This is a genomic window from Streptomyces sp. YS415, from assembly GCF_023544665.1.
Lineage (GTDB): Bacteria > Actinomycetota > Actinomycetes > Streptomycetales > Streptomycetaceae > Streptomyces.
In genome coordinates this window covers 24,577-40,613 of record NZ_JAMJFL010000036.1, presented here as the reverse complement: position 1 = coordinate 40,613, position 16,037 = coordinate 24,577, and the positions used below count along the sequence as shown (strand labels likewise).

At 72.7% G+C, this 16,037-nt stretch carries 16 protein-coding genes; 11 read left to right on the top strand and 5 right to left on the bottom strand.

Annotated features, from left to right (window positions below; translation table 11 throughout):
* Positions 1-51: 51 nt before the first annotated feature.
* The gene (locus M8H82_RS31750; RefSeq protein ID WP_250078552.1) at positions 52-1,269 is read left to right on the top strand and encodes an alpha/beta hydrolase; all 1,218 of its coding nucleotides are present in this window, start codon (positions 52-54) and stop codon (positions 1,267-1,269) included.
* A 58-nt stretch (positions 1,270-1,327) separates the two neighbouring features.
* On the top strand, positions 1,328-2,182 hold the full coding sequence (locus M8H82_RS31745; RefSeq protein ID WP_250078585.1) for a DUF4429 domain-containing protein: 855 nt from the start codon (positions 1,328-1,330) through the stop codon (positions 2,180-2,182).
* A gap of 4 nt (positions 2,183-2,186) precedes the next feature.
* On the opposite strand, the gene M8H82_RS31740 is transcribed toward M8H82_RS31745, so the two are convergent.
* Together M8H82_RS31740 and M8H82_RS31735 are read right to left on the bottom strand one after the other, a co-directional pair.
* Positions 2,187-3,206 (bottom strand): aldo/keto reductase, encoded by a 1,020-nt coding sequence (locus tag M8H82_RS31740; protein ID WP_250078551.1) that lies wholly within the window; start codon positions 3,204-3,206, stop codon positions 2,187-2,189.
* The gene (locus M8H82_RS31735; RefSeq protein ID WP_250078550.1) at positions 3,203-3,667 is read right to left on the bottom strand and encodes a MerR family transcriptional regulator; all 465 of its coding nucleotides are present in this window, start codon (positions 3,665-3,667) and stop codon (positions 3,203-3,205) included. The genes M8H82_RS31740 and M8H82_RS31735 overlap by 4 nt, the downstream gene beginning before the upstream one ends.
* 97 nt (positions 3,668-3,764) lie before the next feature.
* Between M8H82_RS31735 and M8H82_RS31730 the strand changes: the two genes are divergently transcribed.
* Complete coding sequence (locus M8H82_RS31730) at positions 3,765-4,235, top strand: GNAT family N-acetyltransferase (protein ID WP_250078549.1); 471 nt, start codon at positions 3,765-3,767, stop codon at positions 4,233-4,235.
* Positions 4,236-4,255: 20 nt separating this feature from the next.
* Positions 4,256-5,068 carry a serine hydrolase gene (locus M8H82_RS31725; protein WP_250078548.1) on the top strand — a complete coding sequence of 271 codons (813 nt, stop codon included), beginning with the start codon at positions 4,256-4,258 and terminating at the stop codon, positions 5,066-5,068.
* Here M8H82_RS31725 and M8H82_RS31720 read toward each other — a convergent pair.
* Complete coding sequence (locus M8H82_RS31720) at positions 5,065-5,718, bottom strand: pirin family protein (RefSeq protein WP_250078584.1); 654 nt, start codon at positions 5,716-5,718, stop codon at positions 5,065-5,067. The two genes, M8H82_RS31725 and M8H82_RS31720, sit on opposite strands and share 4 nt — an antisense overlap.
* Before the next feature lie 63 nt (positions 5,719-5,781).
* Between M8H82_RS31720 and fasR the strand changes: the two genes are divergently transcribed.
* The 5 genes from fasR to fabF all read left to right on the top strand — a co-directional run bounded on the left by fasR (position 5,782) and on the right by fabF (position 10,720).
* Entirely contained in the window at positions 5,782-6,987 is a 1,206-nt protein-coding gene (gene fasR, locus M8H82_RS31715) for a fatty acid biosynthesis transcriptional regulator FasR (protein WP_250078547.1), read from the top strand.
* A gap of 89 nt (positions 6,988-7,076) precedes the next feature.
* Positions 7,077-7,991 (top strand): ACP S-malonyltransferase, encoded by a 915-nt coding sequence (locus M8H82_RS31710; RefSeq protein WP_250078546.1) that lies wholly within the window; start codon positions 7,077-7,079, stop codon positions 7,989-7,991.
* Positions 7,992-8,008: 17 nt separating this feature from the next.
* Complete coding sequence (locus M8H82_RS31705) at positions 8,009-9,010, top strand: ketoacyl-ACP synthase III (RefSeq protein WP_250078545.1); 1,002 nt, start codon at positions 8,009-8,011, stop codon at positions 9,008-9,010.
* 103 nt (positions 9,011-9,113) lie between these two features.
* Positions 9,114-9,362, top strand: a complete 249-nt coding sequence (locus M8H82_RS31700) for an acyl carrier protein (protein ID WP_015660680.1) — start codon at positions 9,114-9,116, stop codon at positions 9,360-9,362.
* A gap of 86 nt (positions 9,363-9,448) precedes the next feature.
* A complete protein-coding gene (gene fabF, locus M8H82_RS31695; RefSeq protein WP_250078544.1) occupies positions 9,449-10,720 on the top strand; it encodes a beta-ketoacyl-ACP synthase II in 1,272 nt (423 codons plus the stop codon).
* 84 nt (positions 10,721-10,804) lie between these two features.
* Here fabF and M8H82_RS31690 read toward each other — a convergent pair whose 3' ends face one another.
* Complete coding sequence (locus M8H82_RS31690; RefSeq protein ID WP_250078543.1) at positions 10,805-11,299, bottom strand: DUF3145 domain-containing protein; 495 nt, start codon at positions 11,297-11,299, stop codon at positions 10,805-10,807.
* 255 nt (positions 11,300-11,554) lie between these two features.
* Here M8H82_RS31690 and M8H82_RS31685 point away from each other — a divergent pair, with 255 nt between their 5' ends.
* Both M8H82_RS31685 and M8H82_RS31680 read left to right on the top strand, forming a co-directional pair.
* Entirely contained in the window at positions 11,555-12,448 is an 894-nt protein-coding gene (locus M8H82_RS31685; protein WP_250078542.1) for an SGNH/GDSL hydrolase family protein, read from the top strand.
* A 15-nt stretch (positions 12,449-12,463) separates the two neighbouring features.
* A complete protein-coding gene (locus M8H82_RS31680) occupies positions 12,464-13,438 on the top strand; it encodes an aldose epimerase family protein (protein WP_250078541.1) in 975 nt (324 codons plus the stop codon).
* A gap of 100 nt (positions 13,439-13,538) precedes the next feature.
* On the opposite strand, the gene M8H82_RS31675 is transcribed toward M8H82_RS31680, so the two are convergent.
* A complete protein-coding gene (locus M8H82_RS31675) occupies positions 13,539-15,971 on the bottom strand; it encodes a beta-glucosidase (protein WP_250078540.1) in 2,433 nt (810 codons plus the stop codon).
* Positions 15,972-16,037: the final 66 nt, after the last annotated feature.

Here is a 16,037-nt window from a genome sequence, read left to right as displayed (position 1 = left end):
CCGTCACTCGGTTACCGCGAGACACGTTCGTTCTCCTAGTGTGTCCTCCCAGTGACTTCCTTCGACACGTCCCCGCAACTGAACGTGTGGCGCGTTCTGCTCGCGCTGGCCGTGGTGTTCGTCATGCTGGCGACCACCGGCTGGACCGCGCTGCGCGACCAGCGCCCCACGCCCGCGCTCGAGGTCTCGCGTTCCGCCTGGGAGCACGGCCGGATCGGCGGCCGCGAGCTGCCGGACACGGACTCCGCCCCGGCCCGGCTGACCCGCTTCTTCGCCTCGCTCACCGCTGACCAGCGCACCGCCCTGGTGCGCCGCTATCCGCTCGCGGTGGGCAACATGAACGGCGCCCCGGTCCGGCTGCGCTACCGCGCCAACCGCCTCGCGCTGGCGCAGGCCCGCAAGCCGGAGCGCAAACGCCTGCACGACAGCCGGCTCACGCCCGCGGGACAGCGCGAGGCCGGCCGCCGGATGGACCGCTACGAGGCCCTGATGAGCCCCGGCCGGCGCATCCTCGCCTTCGACCCGGCGGGCTCCGGCCGGGTCGCCGAGGTCTTCGGCAACCTGGACCGGGCCGAGCGGGTCTCGGTGGTCGTCCCCGGCGTCGACACCGATGTGCTCACCTTCCAGCGCACCTACCGCAAGTACTCGGCGCCGGTCGGCATGGCGAAGTCGCTGTACGCGGCCGAGCGCCGGGCGGACCCGTCGACGCGTACGGCCGTGATCGCCTGGGCCGACTACACCGCCCCCGGCGGCCTCGGCCTCGACTCGGCCACGGCGGGGCGCGCCCACGGCGGCGCCGTACGGCTGAACGCGCTGGTGCGGGCGCTGCCCGGCAGCTCGCCGGTCTCCCTGTTCTGCCACAGCTACGGCTCGGTGGTGTGCGGGGTCGCGGCGCGGACGCTGCCCGGCCGGGTCGCGGACATCGCGGTGGCGGGCAGCCCCGGCATGCGCGTGGCGAAGGCGGCCAACCTGGGCACCTCGGCGCGGGTGTGGGCGATGCGGGACGCGGACGACTGGGTGCAGGACGTGCCGTACCTGGAGCTCGGCGGGCTCGGGCACGGGGCGGATCCGATGTCCTCGGCGTTCGGGGCGCGGGTGCTGTCGGCACGGGAGGCCGAGGGGCACAGCGGGTACTTCGAGCCCGGCACGGACAGCGTGCGCAACCTCGCGCAGATCGGGGTCGGCGCGTACGACGCGGTGGCCTGCGCGGGCGATGACGAAGCCTGCCGGGAGGGTTTGTCCGGCACCACACCGGTCGGACGCGCGTAGAGGGCGCAGAAACTACGGTCTGCGCGGGGAGGCGACGGAGGAGCTCGTGCCGCATACGATGAGCCGCATGGGTGACGTACTGGCCGGATTTCATGCCGCCTGGGAGTTCGAGTCCGACTCCGTGCTCATCCGTTACGAACGGGGGATTCGGACACCCAAGCTGTTCCAGGCGCTCGGGGAGCGGCGGGTGCCGCTGGCGGCGATCTCGGCGGTGACGCTGACGCCCGGCCGACGCGGGACCGTGGTGCTGCGCGCCGAGCCGAGGGCCGGGGCCGATCCGCTGATGGAGGCGGCCGGCGGGCAGCTGAAGGAAGGCTGCGATCCGTACCGGCTGGTGCTGCCGGCCGAGCGGGAGACGCTCGCCGAGTACTACGCCGACGAACTGCGGGCGCAGCTGAAGGAGTCCGGTCCGGCGGACCGGTTCCTGGTGGCGGCGCCGGAGGCCCCGCGGTCCTTCAAGGCCTACGACGCGAAGGCGTCCTTCGACGGGCGGACGGTGGCGTTCCGCTGGTTCTGGACGGGCGCGTCCTCCGCGAAGTGGAAGGCGGGGGACCAGTCCTTCACGATCGGCGACCTGAGCGGGGTCGAGTGGCGCTCCCCCGAGGTCTTCGAGGGGCATCTGCGGCTGCTGCGGCGCGACGTGGCCGCGCCGCCCGCGCAGGTCGACCAGGACCCGGCCGCCGTGGTGTTCGGGCTGGGATACGGGCCGGTGCACGAGTCGCTGCCGTTCGCCGCGGCCGTGCTCGCCGCGGTGCGCTCGGCGGGGCCGGCCGTCCCGGCGGTGGCCGCGCCGCGCCGGGACCCCGCCGACATCGCCGAGCGGATCCGCCATCTCGGGGAGCTGCACGAGGCCGGGCTCGTCACCGACGAGGAGTTCTCCTCCAAGAAGGCCGAGCTGCTGGCCGAGCTGTAAAGAACTACGCGCGTCCCGCGGACGTGAACGTCATGTCCGCGTACCGGTCGCCCGCCACCCGCTCCGCGATCGGCTCCAGCCGCCCCAGTTCCTCCTCCGTCAGGACGATCCGGGTGGCCGCCGTGTTCTCCTCCACCCGGCTCGGCTTGCGGGTGCCCGGGATCGGGACGACCGGGAGGGCGTGGACCGTCGCCTGCTGCTGCACCCAGGCCAGGGCGATCTGGCCCAGAGAGGCGCCGTGGGAGTCGGCGATCTCGCGGATGGGCGCCAGCAGGGCCGCGTTCGCCGCGGCGTTCTCGCCGGTGAAGCGGGGCTGCGCGCGGCGGAAATCGTCGGCCGTGAGGTCCTTGTCGGCGGAGCCGAAGGAGCCCGCGAGGAAGCCCCGGCCGAGCGGGGAGTACGGCACCAGCGCCACGCCCAGCTCCCGGGTCGCCGGCACCACCTGCGCCTCGATGTCCCGGCTGAACAGCGACCACTCCGACTGCACGGCGGCGATCGGGTGCACGGCGTGCGCGGCCCGCAGTTCGGCGGCGGTGACCTCGCTCAGGCCCAGGTGCTTGACCTTGCCCTCGCGCACCAGCTCGGCCATGACGGCGACGGTCTCCTCGATGGGGACGTTCACGTCCCGGCGGTGCATGTAGTAGAGGTCGATGACGTCGACGTCCAGGCGCTTCAGGCTCGCCTCGACGGCCTGGCGGACGTAGGGCGCGTCGTTGCGGATGATCCGGCGCGTCGGGTCGTCCGGCGGGATCGACAGGGCGAATTTGGTCGCGATGACGACCTCGTCGCGGTGGGCGTTGAAGAAGGGGGACAGAAAGCGTTCGTTCTCGCCGGCGCCGTAGGCGTCCGCCGTGTCGTACAGGGTGACGCCCAGTTCCAGGGCCCGTTCCAGGGTGGCCCTGGACTCCTTCGCGTCCGAGGGGCCGTAGGCGAAGCTCATGCCCATGCACCCGAGGCCCTGGACCCCGGTCTCGGGGCCGGTGTCGCCCAGGCGTGCGGTCGCGATCGTGCTGTTCTCGGTCATCGGGGCCTCTCCGACGCCAGGGCGCGCCCGGCGTCGCCGTAGAAAGCGATCTTGCGGTCGAGCACGGCGAGCGTGTCCTGGAGTTCCGCGATCCGGGCCAGGACGTCCCGGCGGGTCTCCTCCAGCAGTTCGTAGCGCGCGCCGTAGGTGTGGTCGCCCTCGCGCACCAGCTCGGCGTACCGGACCATGTCGGCGACCGGCATACCGGTCAGCCGCAGCTTGCCGACGAGGTCGAGCCAGTCGAGGTCGCGGTTGCTGTAGCGGCGCTGGCCGGTGTGCGAGCGGTCGATGTGCGGCATCAGGCCGATGCGCTCGTACCAGCGCAGGGTGTGCGCGGTCAGGCCGGTGAGCGCGGCGACCTCGCTGATCGTGTAGCTGTCCTGGCCGTCCGGGCGCCGGTCGGACTGCGGCGGTCCCGCGCAGGTGTCGGCCTGGGTGCCCGTGGTCTCCATCACCGTCATGGCCTCAACGCTATGGCCTTCGAGTGCACTCCAAGCAAGCGGAACAGGGCAGAAAACCACGGGACATGACGTGATCGCCGTGACTAGCGTGCCGGCCATGAGTCTCGTACGCCGTGCCACCGCCGAGGACGCCGCCGAGGTGCTCCGGCTGCGCCAGGTGATGATCGATTCGCTGCCCGGAGCCGACACCTCCACCGATTGGCACCCGGCCGGGCTGGCGGGCCTGCGGGCGCGGCTGGCCGAGCCGGACGGCGGCTTCGCCGCCTTCGTCGTCGATCATCCGGACCGGCCGGGCGCCCTCGCGGCGCTGGTGGCGGGGACGGTGGAGTACCGGATCGGCAAGCCGGCCAACCCGCGCGGAGTGTCCGGATACGTCTTCAGCGTGGCCACCGATCCGGACGCCCGCCGCCGCGGCTACGCCCGCGCCTGCATGGAGGCACTGCTGGAGTGGTTCCGCGAGCGGGGCGTCGGCCAGGTCGACCTCACGGCCTCCCCCGACGCCGAGCCGCTGTACGCCTCGCTGGGCTTCGGGCGTACGCCGGACCCCTTCATGCGGCTGATGCTCTGAGCCCCTTTAGGCTCGGTGCCATGAAGAGCCTCGCGTTGATCGACAACTGGCCGGTCACCACCGCCGCCGCGGCCGTCGTACGGGCCGACGGAACGGTCCTCGGGTCGCACGGTCCGGGCGCGCACCGCTTCCCGCTCGCCTCGGTCACCAAGCCCTTGGCGGCCTACGCCGCGCTGGTGGCGTACGAGGAGGGGGCGGTCGAGCTCGACGAACCGGCGGGTCCGGCCGGCTCGACGGTCCGTCACCTCCTCGCCCACACCTCGGGCCTGGCCTTCGACGAACACCGGGTAATGGCTCCTGCCGGGGAGCGGCGGCTGTACTCCAACGCCGGTTTCGAGCAGCTCGGGGACCACATCGCGAAGGCCACGGACATCCCGTTCGCGGAGTACCTGCGGCAGGCGGTGCTGGAGCCGCTGGGGATGACGTCGACGTCCCTGGAGGGCTCTCCGGCGAAGGACGGCGTCTCCACGGTGGACGACCTGGCCCGCTTCGCGGCGGAGGTGCAGGCGCCGCGGCTGCTGGACCCGCGGACGGTGGCGGAGGCGATGACGGTGCAGTACCCGGGCACGAAGGGCGTGCTTCCGGGGTACGGCCACCAGAACCCGAACGACTGGGGCCTCGGCTTCGAGATCCGCGACGGCAAGTCCCCCCACTGGACCGGCTCCTCCTCCTCGCCGCGCACCTTCGGCCACTTCGGCCAGTCCGGCACCTTCCTGTGGATCGACCCGGCGGCCGGGGCGGCGTGCGTGGCGCTCACGGACCGGGCGTTCGGGCCCTGGGCGGTGCAGGTGTGGCCGGAACTCACCGACGCGGTCCTGGCCGAGCTGCGCTAACCGGCCATGTCCCACATCAGCAGCTCCGCGCCCGTCAAACCGACCGCCTCCACGTCCTTCGCCCCGCTGATCCGCGCCGCGTCCCCCGCCCCCAGCGTCTGCCCGGCCAGCCGTACCTCGCCGCGGACCACGTGGACGTAGACGTACGCCCCGTCCGGGACCGCGGTGCGCTCCCCCGCGGCCAGGCGGCGGACGTGCAGCATCGCTCCGGCCTCGGGGATCGCGTACGGCGTGGAGTCCGCGATGCCGTGGACGATCTCGTACGCCGGGTCGCCGCCCGGGGCCAGCGGGGCCAGCCAGGTCTGGACGAAGGTGAGGGGGACGGTGCCGTCGTTGCGCTCCACGTGGCGGACGCCCGCCGCCGCGCTCAGCCGCTGCACGTCCCCGGGACGGACGACCGTCTCGTGGCCCGTGGAGTCGCGGTGGGTCAGCTCGCCCTCCACGACCCACGTGACGATCTCGGTGTGGCTGTGCGGGTGCTCGTCGAAGCCCGCTCCGGGGGCCAGCCGCTCCTCGTTGCAGGCGATCATCGTGCCGAAGCGGAGGTTGCCGGGGTCGTAGTGCGGGCCGAAGGAGAAGGCGTGCCGGGAGTCGATTCCTGCCGCCGGGTCGCCGCCTGGGTAGCGCTCGTCGGCGCGCCGTACGTCCATCACGGATCCCACCGTAGACCCCGCCAGCGCACGCTCCCGTCCGGATAAGGCACTCTTGTCCCCGTGCCCGAACCCGAAGCCCACGAGCCCGAAGCCGCAGCGCACGCCGCCCACCCGCACCCCGCCACCCTGAAGCGGCTGGAGAAGTCCTCCGGCAGCCTCGCCGCGCAAGCGATCACGCGCATGGACGAGACGCTGCCGTGGTACCGGGCCATGCCCCCGGAGAACCGTTCCTGGATCGGTCTCGTGGCGCAGGCCGGCATCGCCGCCTTCACCGAGTGGTTCCGGCACCCCGACGCCCCGCAGGCCATCTCCACCGACGTGTTCGGCACCGCCCCGCGTGAGCTGACCCGGGCGATCACCCTGCGGCAGACCGTCGAGATGGTGCGGACGACGATCGAGGTCATGGAGTCCGCCATCGACGAGGTGGCGGCCCCGGGCGACGAGTCGGTGCTGCGCGAGGCCCTGCTCGTCTACGCCCGGGAGATCGCCTTCGCCACCGCCCAGGTCTACGCCCAGGCCGCCGAGGCACGCGGTGCCTGGGACGCCCGCCTGGAGTCCCTGGTGGTCAACGCCGTGCTCAGCGGCGAGGCCGACGAAGGCGCCGTGTCCCGGGCCGCCGCCCTCGGCTGGAACTCCCCCGAGCATGTGTGCGTCGTCCTCGGGACCGCCCCCGACGGGGACTCCGAGCTGACGGTGGAGGCCATCCGGCGCGCCGCCCGGCACGCCAAGCTCCAGGTGCTCACCGGGGTGCTCGGCGACCGGCTCGTCGTCATCGCCGGCGGCAGCGACAATCCGCTCGCCGTCGCCAAGTCGCTGATCGGCCCTTATGCCGCCGGACCCGTCGTGGCCGGGCCCATCGTGCCCGATCTGCTGGCCGCCACCCGCTCCGCGCAGGCCGCCGCGGCCGGCCTCAAGGCCTGTTCCGCCTGGCAGGACGCGCCGCGCCCGGTCCTGGCGGACGACCTGCTTCCGGAACGTGCCATCGCCGGGGATCCCAGTGCGCGCGAGCAGCTGGTGGAGGAGATCTACAGACCGCTGGAGGAGGCCGGGTCCGCGCTCCTGGAGACCCTCGCCGTCTACCTGGAGCAGGCGAGCAGCCTGGAGGGCGCCGCCCGGATGCTGTTCGTCCATCCCAACACCGTGCGCTACCGGCTTCGACGTGTGACTGACGTCACCGGGTGGTCGCCTTCCGATGTACGTTCCGCGTTCACGCTGCGGATCGCGCTCATCCTGGGGCGTCTGGTCGACGGCGATCTCCAGTCGTAGGGTTTTGTCGGGGTTCCACAAAACCCCCTGCTGTTCTTCGTCCTTGTCCCCACGGGCGGCCGTGGCCGTCCCCAAGAGAGAGTGTGAGAGTGCTCGTACTCGTCGCTCCCGGCCAGGGCGCCCAGACGCCCGGCTTCCTGACTCCCTGGCTCGACCTGCCCGGCGCCGCCGACCGCGTCGCCGGCTGGTCCGACGCCGTCGGCCTCGACCTCGTCCACTACGGCACCAAGGCCGACGCGGACGAGATCCGGGACACCTCCGTGGCCCAGCCGCTCCTCGTCGCCGCCGGAATCCTCTCCGCCGCGGCACTGGGTGCCGTCACCCCGGGCGCCGTCGCGGGCCACAGTGTCGGTGAGATCACCGCCGCCGCCTTCGCGGGCGTGCTGGACGACACCGCCGCCCTCACCCTCGTCCGCAAGCGGGGCCTGGCCATGGCCGAGGCCGCCGCGATCACCGAGACCGGGATGTCGGCGCTGCTCGGCGGCGACCCGGACATCTCCGTGGCGCACCTGGAGAAGCTCGGCCTGACCCCGGCCAACATCAACGGCGCCGGGCAGATCGTGGCCGCGGGCACCATGGAGCAGCTCGCCGCGCTCGCCGAGGACAAGCCCGAGGGCGTGCGCAAGGTCGTCCCGCTGAAGGTCGCCGGCGCCTTCCACACGCACCACATGGCACCCGCCGTGGACACCCTCGCCGAGGCCGCCAAGGCGCTCTCCGCGGGTGACCCGACGGTCCCGTACGTCTCCAACAAGGACGGCCGGACCGTCGCCACCGGCGCCGAGGTGCTCGACCGGCTGGTCGGCCAGGTCGCCAATCCGGTCCGCTGGGACCTGTGCATGGAGACCTTCAGGGAGCTCGGCGTCACCGCGCTGCTGGAGGTGTGCCCCGGCGGCACCCTGACCGGCCTCGCCAAGCGCGCGCTGCCCGGTGTGAAGACGCTCGCCCTGAAGACCCCCGACGACCTCGACGCGGCTCGCGAGCTCATCGCAGAGCACAGCGGCTGACAAGGAGCCCGAAGAGCATGTCGAAGATCAGGCCCAGCAAGGGCGCCCCGTACGCGCGGATCCTCGGTGTGGGCGGCTACCGCCCCACCCGGGTCGTGCCCAACGAGGTGATCCTCGAGAAGATCGACTCGTCCGACGAGTGGATCCGCTCCCGCTCCGGCATCGAGACCCGGCACTGGGCCTCCGACGAGGAGACCGTCGCCGCCATGTCGATCGAGGCGTCCGGCAAGGCGATCGCCGACGCCGGGATCTCCGCCGAGCAGATCGGCGGCGTGATCGTCTCGACCGTCTCGCACTTCAAGCAGACCCCGGCCGTGGCCACCGAGATCGCCGACAAGCTCGGCACCGCGAAGGCCGCCGCGTTCGACATCTCGGCCGGCTGCGCGGGCTTCGGCTACGGCCTCACCCTCGCCAAGGGCATGATCGTCGAGGGCAGCGCCGAGTACGTCCTCGTCATCGGCGTGGAGCGGCTCAGCGACCTGACCGACCTGGAGGACCGCGCGACGGCCTTCCTGTTCGGCGACGGCGCGGGCGCGGTCGTCGTGGGCCCCGCCAAGGAGCCGGGCATCGGCCCCACCGTCTGGGGTTCCGAGGGCGACAAGTCCGAGACGATCAAGCAGACCGTGCCGTGGACGGACTACCGCACCGGCGAGGTCGACAAGTTCCCTGCGATCACGCAGGAGGGCCAGGCGGTGTTCCGCTGGGCCGTGTTCGAGATGGCGAAGGTCGCCCAGCAGGCGCTGGACGCGGCCGGGATCAGCTCGGACGACCTGGACGTCTTCATTCCCCACCAGGCCAACGAGCGGATCATCGACTCGATGGTGAAGACGCTGAAACTGCCGGAGCACGTCACGGTCGCCCGCGATGTGCGCACCACCGGCAACACCTCGGCCGCCTCCATTCCGCTCGCGATGGAGCGGCTGCTGGCGACCGGCGAGGCCAAGAGCGGCGACACCGCGCTCGTCATCGGCTTCGGGGCGGGTCTCGTGTACGCCGCCACTGTCGTTACCCTCCCCTAGGCACTCCGTGCCGGATCATGCGATCCGGCACGGCTGTACTTACCCGCCGCTTCCGCGGCGGGGACTGCCAAACCCTCTGGATCACTAAGAAGGAGCGCCTCACATGGCCGCCACTCAGGAAGAGATCGTCGCCGGTCTCGCCGACATCGTGAACGAGATCGCCGGCATCCCGGTCGAGGACGTCCAGCTGGACAAGTCCTTCACCGACGACCTGGACGTCGACTCCCTGTCCATGGTCGAGGTCGTCGTCGCCGCCGAAGAGCGCTTCGACGTCAAGATCCCGGACGAGGACGTGAAGAACCTCAAGACGGTCGGCGACGCGACCGACTACATCCTCAAGCACCAGGCCTGAGTTTCCGCTTAGGCCGGACGTGCCCGGCCCCGCCACCCGGCGGTGGCGCCGCTGAATCCTCGTATCCCGTTGGAGAAAGAATTCCCGTGAGCTCGACCAATCGCACCGTGGTCGTCACCGGTATCGGCGCAACCACACCGCTGGGTGGCGACGCGGCCTCTACCTGGGAGGGCCTCGTCGCCGGACGTTCCGGTGTCAAGTCCCTGGAGCAGGAGTGGGCCGCCGACCAGGCCGTCCGCATCGCCGCGCCGGTCGCCGTGGAGCCGACCGAGGTGATCGCGCGCCCGCAGGCCCGCCGTCTGGACCGCTCGGCGCAGTTCGCGCTGATCGCGGCCAAGGAGGCCTGGGCCGACGCCGGGTTCACCGACAAGGCGGGTGAGGACGGCAACGTCGACCCCGACCGGCTCGGTGCCGTCATCGCCTCCGGCATCGGCGGCGTGACGACCCTGCTCGACCAGTACGACGTGCTGAAGGAGAAGGGCGTCCGCCGCGTCTCCCCGCACACCGTCCCCATGCTGATGCCGAACGGCCCCTCCGCGAACGTGGGCCTGGCCGTGGGCGCCCGCGCGGGCGTGCACACGCCGGTCTCCGCGTGCGCCTCGGGCGCCGAGGCCATCGGCTACGCCATCGAGATGATCCGTTCCGGCCGTGCCGACGTGGTCGTCGCCGGCGGCACCGAGGCGGCGATCCACCCGCTGCCCATCGCCGCGTTCGGCAACATGATGGCGATGTCCAAGAACAACGAGAACCCGCAGGGCGCGTCGCGTCCCTACGACGTCGACCGTGACGGCTTCGTCCTCGGCGAGGGCGCCGGCGTGGTCGTCCTGGAGTCCGCCGAGCACGCCGCCAAGCGCGGGGCGCGGGTGTACGCCGAGGCGGTCGGCCAGGGCGTCTCCGCCGACAGCCACGACATCGTGCAGCCGGAGCCGGAGGGCCGCGGCATCGCGCACGCCCTGCAGAACCTGCTGGACCGCACCGACCTCGCGCCGTCGGAGATCGTGCACGTCAACGCGCACGCCACCTCGACGCCGGCCGGTGACATCGCCGAGCTGAAGGCGCTGCGGAAGGTGTTCGGCGACGACGCCGACCACATCGCGGTGTCCGCGACCAAGTCGATGACCGGGCATCTGCTCGGCGGCGCGGGCGGTGTCGAGACCGTCGCGACCGTGCTCGCCCTGTACCACCGGGTGGCGCCGCCGACCATCAACGTCGAGAACCTCGACCCCGAGGCCGAGGCCCACGCGGACGTGGTCCGCGGCGAGGCCCGCAAGCTGCCGGTCGAGGGCCGCATCGCCGCGCTGAACGACTCGTTCGGCTTCGGCGGGCACAACGTGGTGCTGGCGTTCCGCACGGTCTGAGCGGCGCCGGTACGAACCCGAAGGGCCCCCGCCTCGTGAGGCGGGGGCCCTTCGGGTGTCCGGGTCTCAGAGGGTGTCCGGGTCTCAGACCACCTGGTGCAGCCAGCGCACCGGGGCGCCCTCGCCCGCGTACCGGAACGGCTCCAGTTCGTCGTCCCAGGGCTTGCCGAGGAGCTTGAGCAGTTCGGCCTCCAGGTCCGTCTCCCCCCGCTGGCTGCGCAGCAGCGCGGCGCGCAGCCGGTCCTCGGGGATCAGGATGTCGCCGTGCATGCCGGTGACGGCGTGGAAGATGCCGAGGTCGGGGGTGCAGCTGTAGCGCTCGCCCTCGGCGGTGGGGCAGGGCTCGGCGGTGACCTCGAAGCGCAGCAGGTGCCAGCCTCTCAGGGCCGACGCCAGCTTGGAGGCCGTCCCCACTTCGCCCTTCCAGGAGAACTCCGAGCGCCAGGTGCCGGGCGCGGCGGGCTGCCGGATCCAGTCGAGGCTGACGCGTGTGCCGAGCACCCCGGCGACGGCCCACTCGACGTGCGGGCACAGCGCGCGCGGCGCGGAGTGCACGTACAGAACTCCACGTGTCGTCACCGGGACCTCCGGGCAGAGCGGGACATCTTGCGAACTGCGGACGGCAGTGGCCGGGCAGCCACGCTGATGGCGAGGCTACCGTGCGGCGGCGCAAGGAGTGTGACGTACCGTCGGTCCCGGTGCCGGGAAACGCCCGCCATTCACCCGGCAGGACCCCTGTGGGGGGTGGATCCGTCGCCTCGCGCGCGCTCGGGAACTCCCACGCGTTGTATGGGGAGGGGAGCAGTAGCCGACGAGCGAGGGGATCAGCAGCGGATGCGGAAGACCGGTCGCCGCTCACGAGCCGTGCTCGCCGTGTTGTCCGCGGCCGTCCTGGGCCTCACCGGCTGTGATGCCGTGGGGGGCAACTCGCCGGGGCCGTCGGGGACGGACGCGCAGCGCGTGAAGCCGAAGCCGACCCCCGTGTGGGACCGCAGCCCGGAGTCGGTCGCGGCCGTCGGGGACTCCATCACCACCGGTTTTGACGCCTGTTCGGTGCTCTCGGACTGCCCCGAGGTGTCGTGGGCGACCGGCAGCAGCGAGAAGGTGGACAGTCTCGCCGTACGGCTGCTGGGCGAGTCGCGGGCGGCCGGGCGGAGCTGGAACTATGCGGTGACCGGGGCCCGGATGGCGGACCTGCCCGGGCAGATGGCGCAGGCGGCGACCCGCAGGCCGGAGCTGGTCACGGTGCTGGCGGGGGCGAACGACGCCTGCCGGGCCACCACCGCGGCGATGACGCCGGTGGCCGACTTCCGGGCGCAGTTCGAGGAGGCGATGCGGACCTTGCGCGGGGCGCTGCCGAAGGCGCAGGTGTATGTGGCGAGCGTGCCGGACCTGAAGCGGCTGTGGTCGCAGGGGCGGACCAGTGCGCTGGGCAAGCAGGTGTGGGAGCTGGGCATCTGCCCCTCGATGCTCGGGGACGCGGACGCGCTGGACGCGGCCGCCACCCTGCGCCGGGAGACGGTGCAGAAGCGGGTGGAGGACTACAACGCGGTGCTGAGGGAGGTCTGCGCGAAGGATCGGCGGTGCCGGTCCGACGAGGGCGCGGTGTACGCGTACCGGTTCGGGACGGACCAGCTGAGCCGCTGGGACTGGTTCCACCCGAGCGTGAACGGCCAGGCGCGGCTGGCCGAGATCGCGTACCGGGCCGTCACGGCGAGAACCCCGTGATTTAGGGTTCCGCACATGAACGAACTCTTCGGCACACTTCCCGACGGAACGGCCGTGCACCGCTGGACGCTGGAGCGGGCCGGGGTGCGGGTGCGGGTGCTGACGTACGGCGGGATCGTGCAGTCGCTGGAGGTGCCGGACCGGGACGGGGCCGCCGGGAACGTGGTGCTGGGGTTCGCCGACCTGGACGGCTACCCGGCGCATCCGGGGCCGTACTTCGGGGCCCTGGTGGGGCGGTACGCCAACCGGATCGCGGGCGGCCGCTTCACGCTGGACGGGCGGACGTACGCGCTGCCGCGCAATGACGGCCCGAACTGTCTGCACGGCGGGGAGCGCGGCTTCGACGAGCGGGTGTGGGACGCGGAGCCGGTCGAGCACGGGGTGCGGCTGAGCCGGGTCGCCGGGCACGGCGAGGAGGGCTTCCCGGGCCGGCTGGAGGTGTCGGCGACGTACACGCTGGAGGACGGCGGGGCGCTGCGGATCGCGTACGAGGCGGTGACGGACGCGCCGACCGTGGTGAACCTGACGAACCACAGCTACTTCAACCTCGCCGGGTCCGGGGCGGGCAACGCGGGCGGGCACGAACTGCGGATCGCCGCCTCCCGGTTCACGTCCGTGGACGGGGACATGATCCCGGTCGGCGTGGAGCCGGTCGAGGGCACCCGGTTCGACTTCCGCGCGGCGCGCAAGGTGGGCGCGGGCTACGACCACAACTACGTCCTCGACAAGGGCGTGACCGAGTCCCCGGTGGAGGTGGCCGAGCTGCACGACCCGGCGTCCGGCCGGGTCCTCACGGTGTCGACGACCGAGCCGGGACTGCAGCTCTACACCGCCGACCACCTCGACGAGCCCTGCGCGCCCGGCGACGGCATCGCCCTGGAGACCCAGCACTTCCCCGACTCCCCGAACCGGCCGGAGTTCCCGAGCACGGTGCTGCGGCCGGGCGAGGTGTTCCGCTCGGCGACGGTGTACGCCTTCTCCACCAGGTAGGCGTGAGAGTTCTCCACCAGATAGGCGCGAGAGGCAGGGGTGAGCCCCGGTCCGGGCGTCAGGTCCCGGACCGGGGCTGTCCGTGGGGAACGTGTCCCGTTCAGACGTTAATCGTCCCGGTGAGCCTGCGGTCGGCGATCGAGCGACCGGCCTGGATCTCGTACGAACCCTTCACAAACGACCACGAGTTGGTCTTCTCGTCCCAGACCTCGAAAGCGCGGCGCGGAATCTCCACGACGGCCTCGGCCGTCTCCCCCGGCTCCGCCGCCACCTGCGCGAATCCGGCCAGCACCCGCGCCGGCCGCTCGGCGTCGCGCTCGACCGGGGCCAGATACAGCTGCACGACCTCGCGCCCGGCCCGGTCACCGGTGTTGCGGACGCGGATCCTGGCGGTCCTGCCGTCGAGCTCCAGCGACTGGTAGGCCCACTCGGTGTAGCCGAGGCCGTGCCCGAAGGCGTACGAGGGCGTGCGGCCCGCTCGGTCCCAGGCCCGGTAGCCGATGAAGACGCCCTCGCTGTAGGGCAGTTCGCCGTCCGTGGGGACGACCTGGGTGACCGGGGCGTCGGCCAGGGCGCCCCAGGTGGTGGGCAGCCGGCCGCCGGGCTCCCGGACCCCGGTCAGGACGTCGGCCAGGGCCGCGCCGCCCTCCTGGCCGGGGAACCAGCTGAGCAGGACGGCGGCGACGTCCTCGCGCCAGGGGAGTTCCACCGGGGAGCCGGAGTTGACGACCACGACGGTGTTCGGGTTGGCGGCGGCGACGGCGCGCACCAGGTCGTCCTGGCGGCCGGGGAGGTTCAGGTCGGCGCGGTCGAAGCCCTCCGACTCCACCCGGTCGGTGGTGGCGACCACGACCACGGCCGTGTCGGCGGCGCGCGCGGCCTCGACGGCCTCGGCGATCAGCTCGTCGGGGTCGCGCCGCGGCTCCTGGTGGGCGAGGGCGAAGCCGACGGCCTTGACGGGGGCGTCCTCGGGGAAGCTCACCACATGGGTGAGGGAGACGTCGACGGGCTGTCCGGCGGTCAGTCCGGCCTCGGCGCGGGGCTCGGGGGCGCCGAAGAAGCTGATGAAGGGGTCGTCGCCGTCGGTGCCCTGGACGTCGTCGTAGTGGGTGGTGCCGGCGACGGTGAGGGTGAAGGCGCCGAGACCCTTGATGCCGAAGGTGTGCCGGCCGGTCTCGCGGGGGGTGTAGGTGCCGGTCAGTTCGATCCTGTGCAGGGTGTCGTGGGTGACGCCGTCGGGGAGGTCGGCGCCCATCCACTGGATCTGGCCGTTGGGCGCGGAGGCGGTGCCGATGACCTGTCCCGCTCGGTCGCGGCAGATGGCCCGCAGCGCGAATCCCTGCCCGGCGACGGCGAGTTCGGTGGCGGGGTCGGCGCCGACGGCGTAGCGCAGGCTGCCCTCGGGGAGGGCGGCGGTCAGGCCGTCGAGCGGGGAGACGGTCCGGGCGGGGAAGACGGTGGCGGAGCCGCCGCCGAGGATCCGGGCGTCGCGGGCGGCGGCGCCGATCAGCGCGACCGTGCCGGGCTTGAGCGGCAGCGCCCCCTGGTTGCGGACCAGGACGAAGGAGCGGTGGGCGATCTCGCGGGCCAGCGCCTCGCCGTCGACCTGCGCGGGCGGCTCGGTCACCGCCGGTTCGGCCCCTTCCAGGGCGCCGACCCGGGCGGCCAGCCGCAGCACATTGCGTACGGCGGTGTCGACGGCGGCCTCCTCGACCTCGCCCGCGCGTACGGCCGCCGCCAGGGCCTCGCCGTACACCGTGCCCGGGCCCGGCATGGCGACGTCGAGGCCGCCCTCGATGGCACCGGCCGTGGAGCGGGCCGCCGTCCAGTCGGAGACGTTGCAGCCGTCGAAGCCCCATTCGCCGCGCAGGATCTCGTTCACCAGGTAGCGATGCTCGGTCATCGTGGTGCCGTTGACCGAGTTGTAGGCGGTCATGACGCCCCAGGGGCGGGCGTTCTCCACGATGGTCTCGAAGGGCGCCAGGTACAGCTCGCGCAGGGCGCGCTCGCCGACCAGGTTGTTCACCATGAAGCGGTCGGTCTCGGCGTCGTTGGCGACGAAGTGCTTGACGGTGGTGCCGACGCCGCCGGACTGGACGCCGCTCACATAGCCCGCGCCGATCAGCCCGGTGAGGTACGGGTCCTCGCTGTACGCCTCGAAGTGCCGGCCGCCCAGCGGTGAGCGGTGCAGGTTGACGGTGGGCGCCAGCAGGACGTGGACGCCCTTGCGGCGGGCCTCCTGGGCGAGGAACGCACCGGCCCGGCGGGCGAGCTCCGGGTCCCAGGTGGCGGCGAGCGCGGTCGGGGAGGGCAGCGCGACGGAGGGGTCGTCCGCGGTCCAGCGCACGCCCCGGACGCCGATCGGGCCGTCGGACATGACCAGCGACCGCAGGCCGATCTCCGGCAGGGCGGGCAGCGTCCACATGTCCTGGCCGGCGAGCAGTCGGGCCTTGGCGTCGAGGCCGAGCCGGGCGAGGGCTGCCTCGACGGCCGTCTCACGTGCTTCGTCGGCCTGGGTGCGGGTTCCCGCCATGGCGGTGCCTCCTCGTTGAGTCCGTGCTGTGCCTCCATCCTGCAACGGCCACCTGTAGACAGGTAG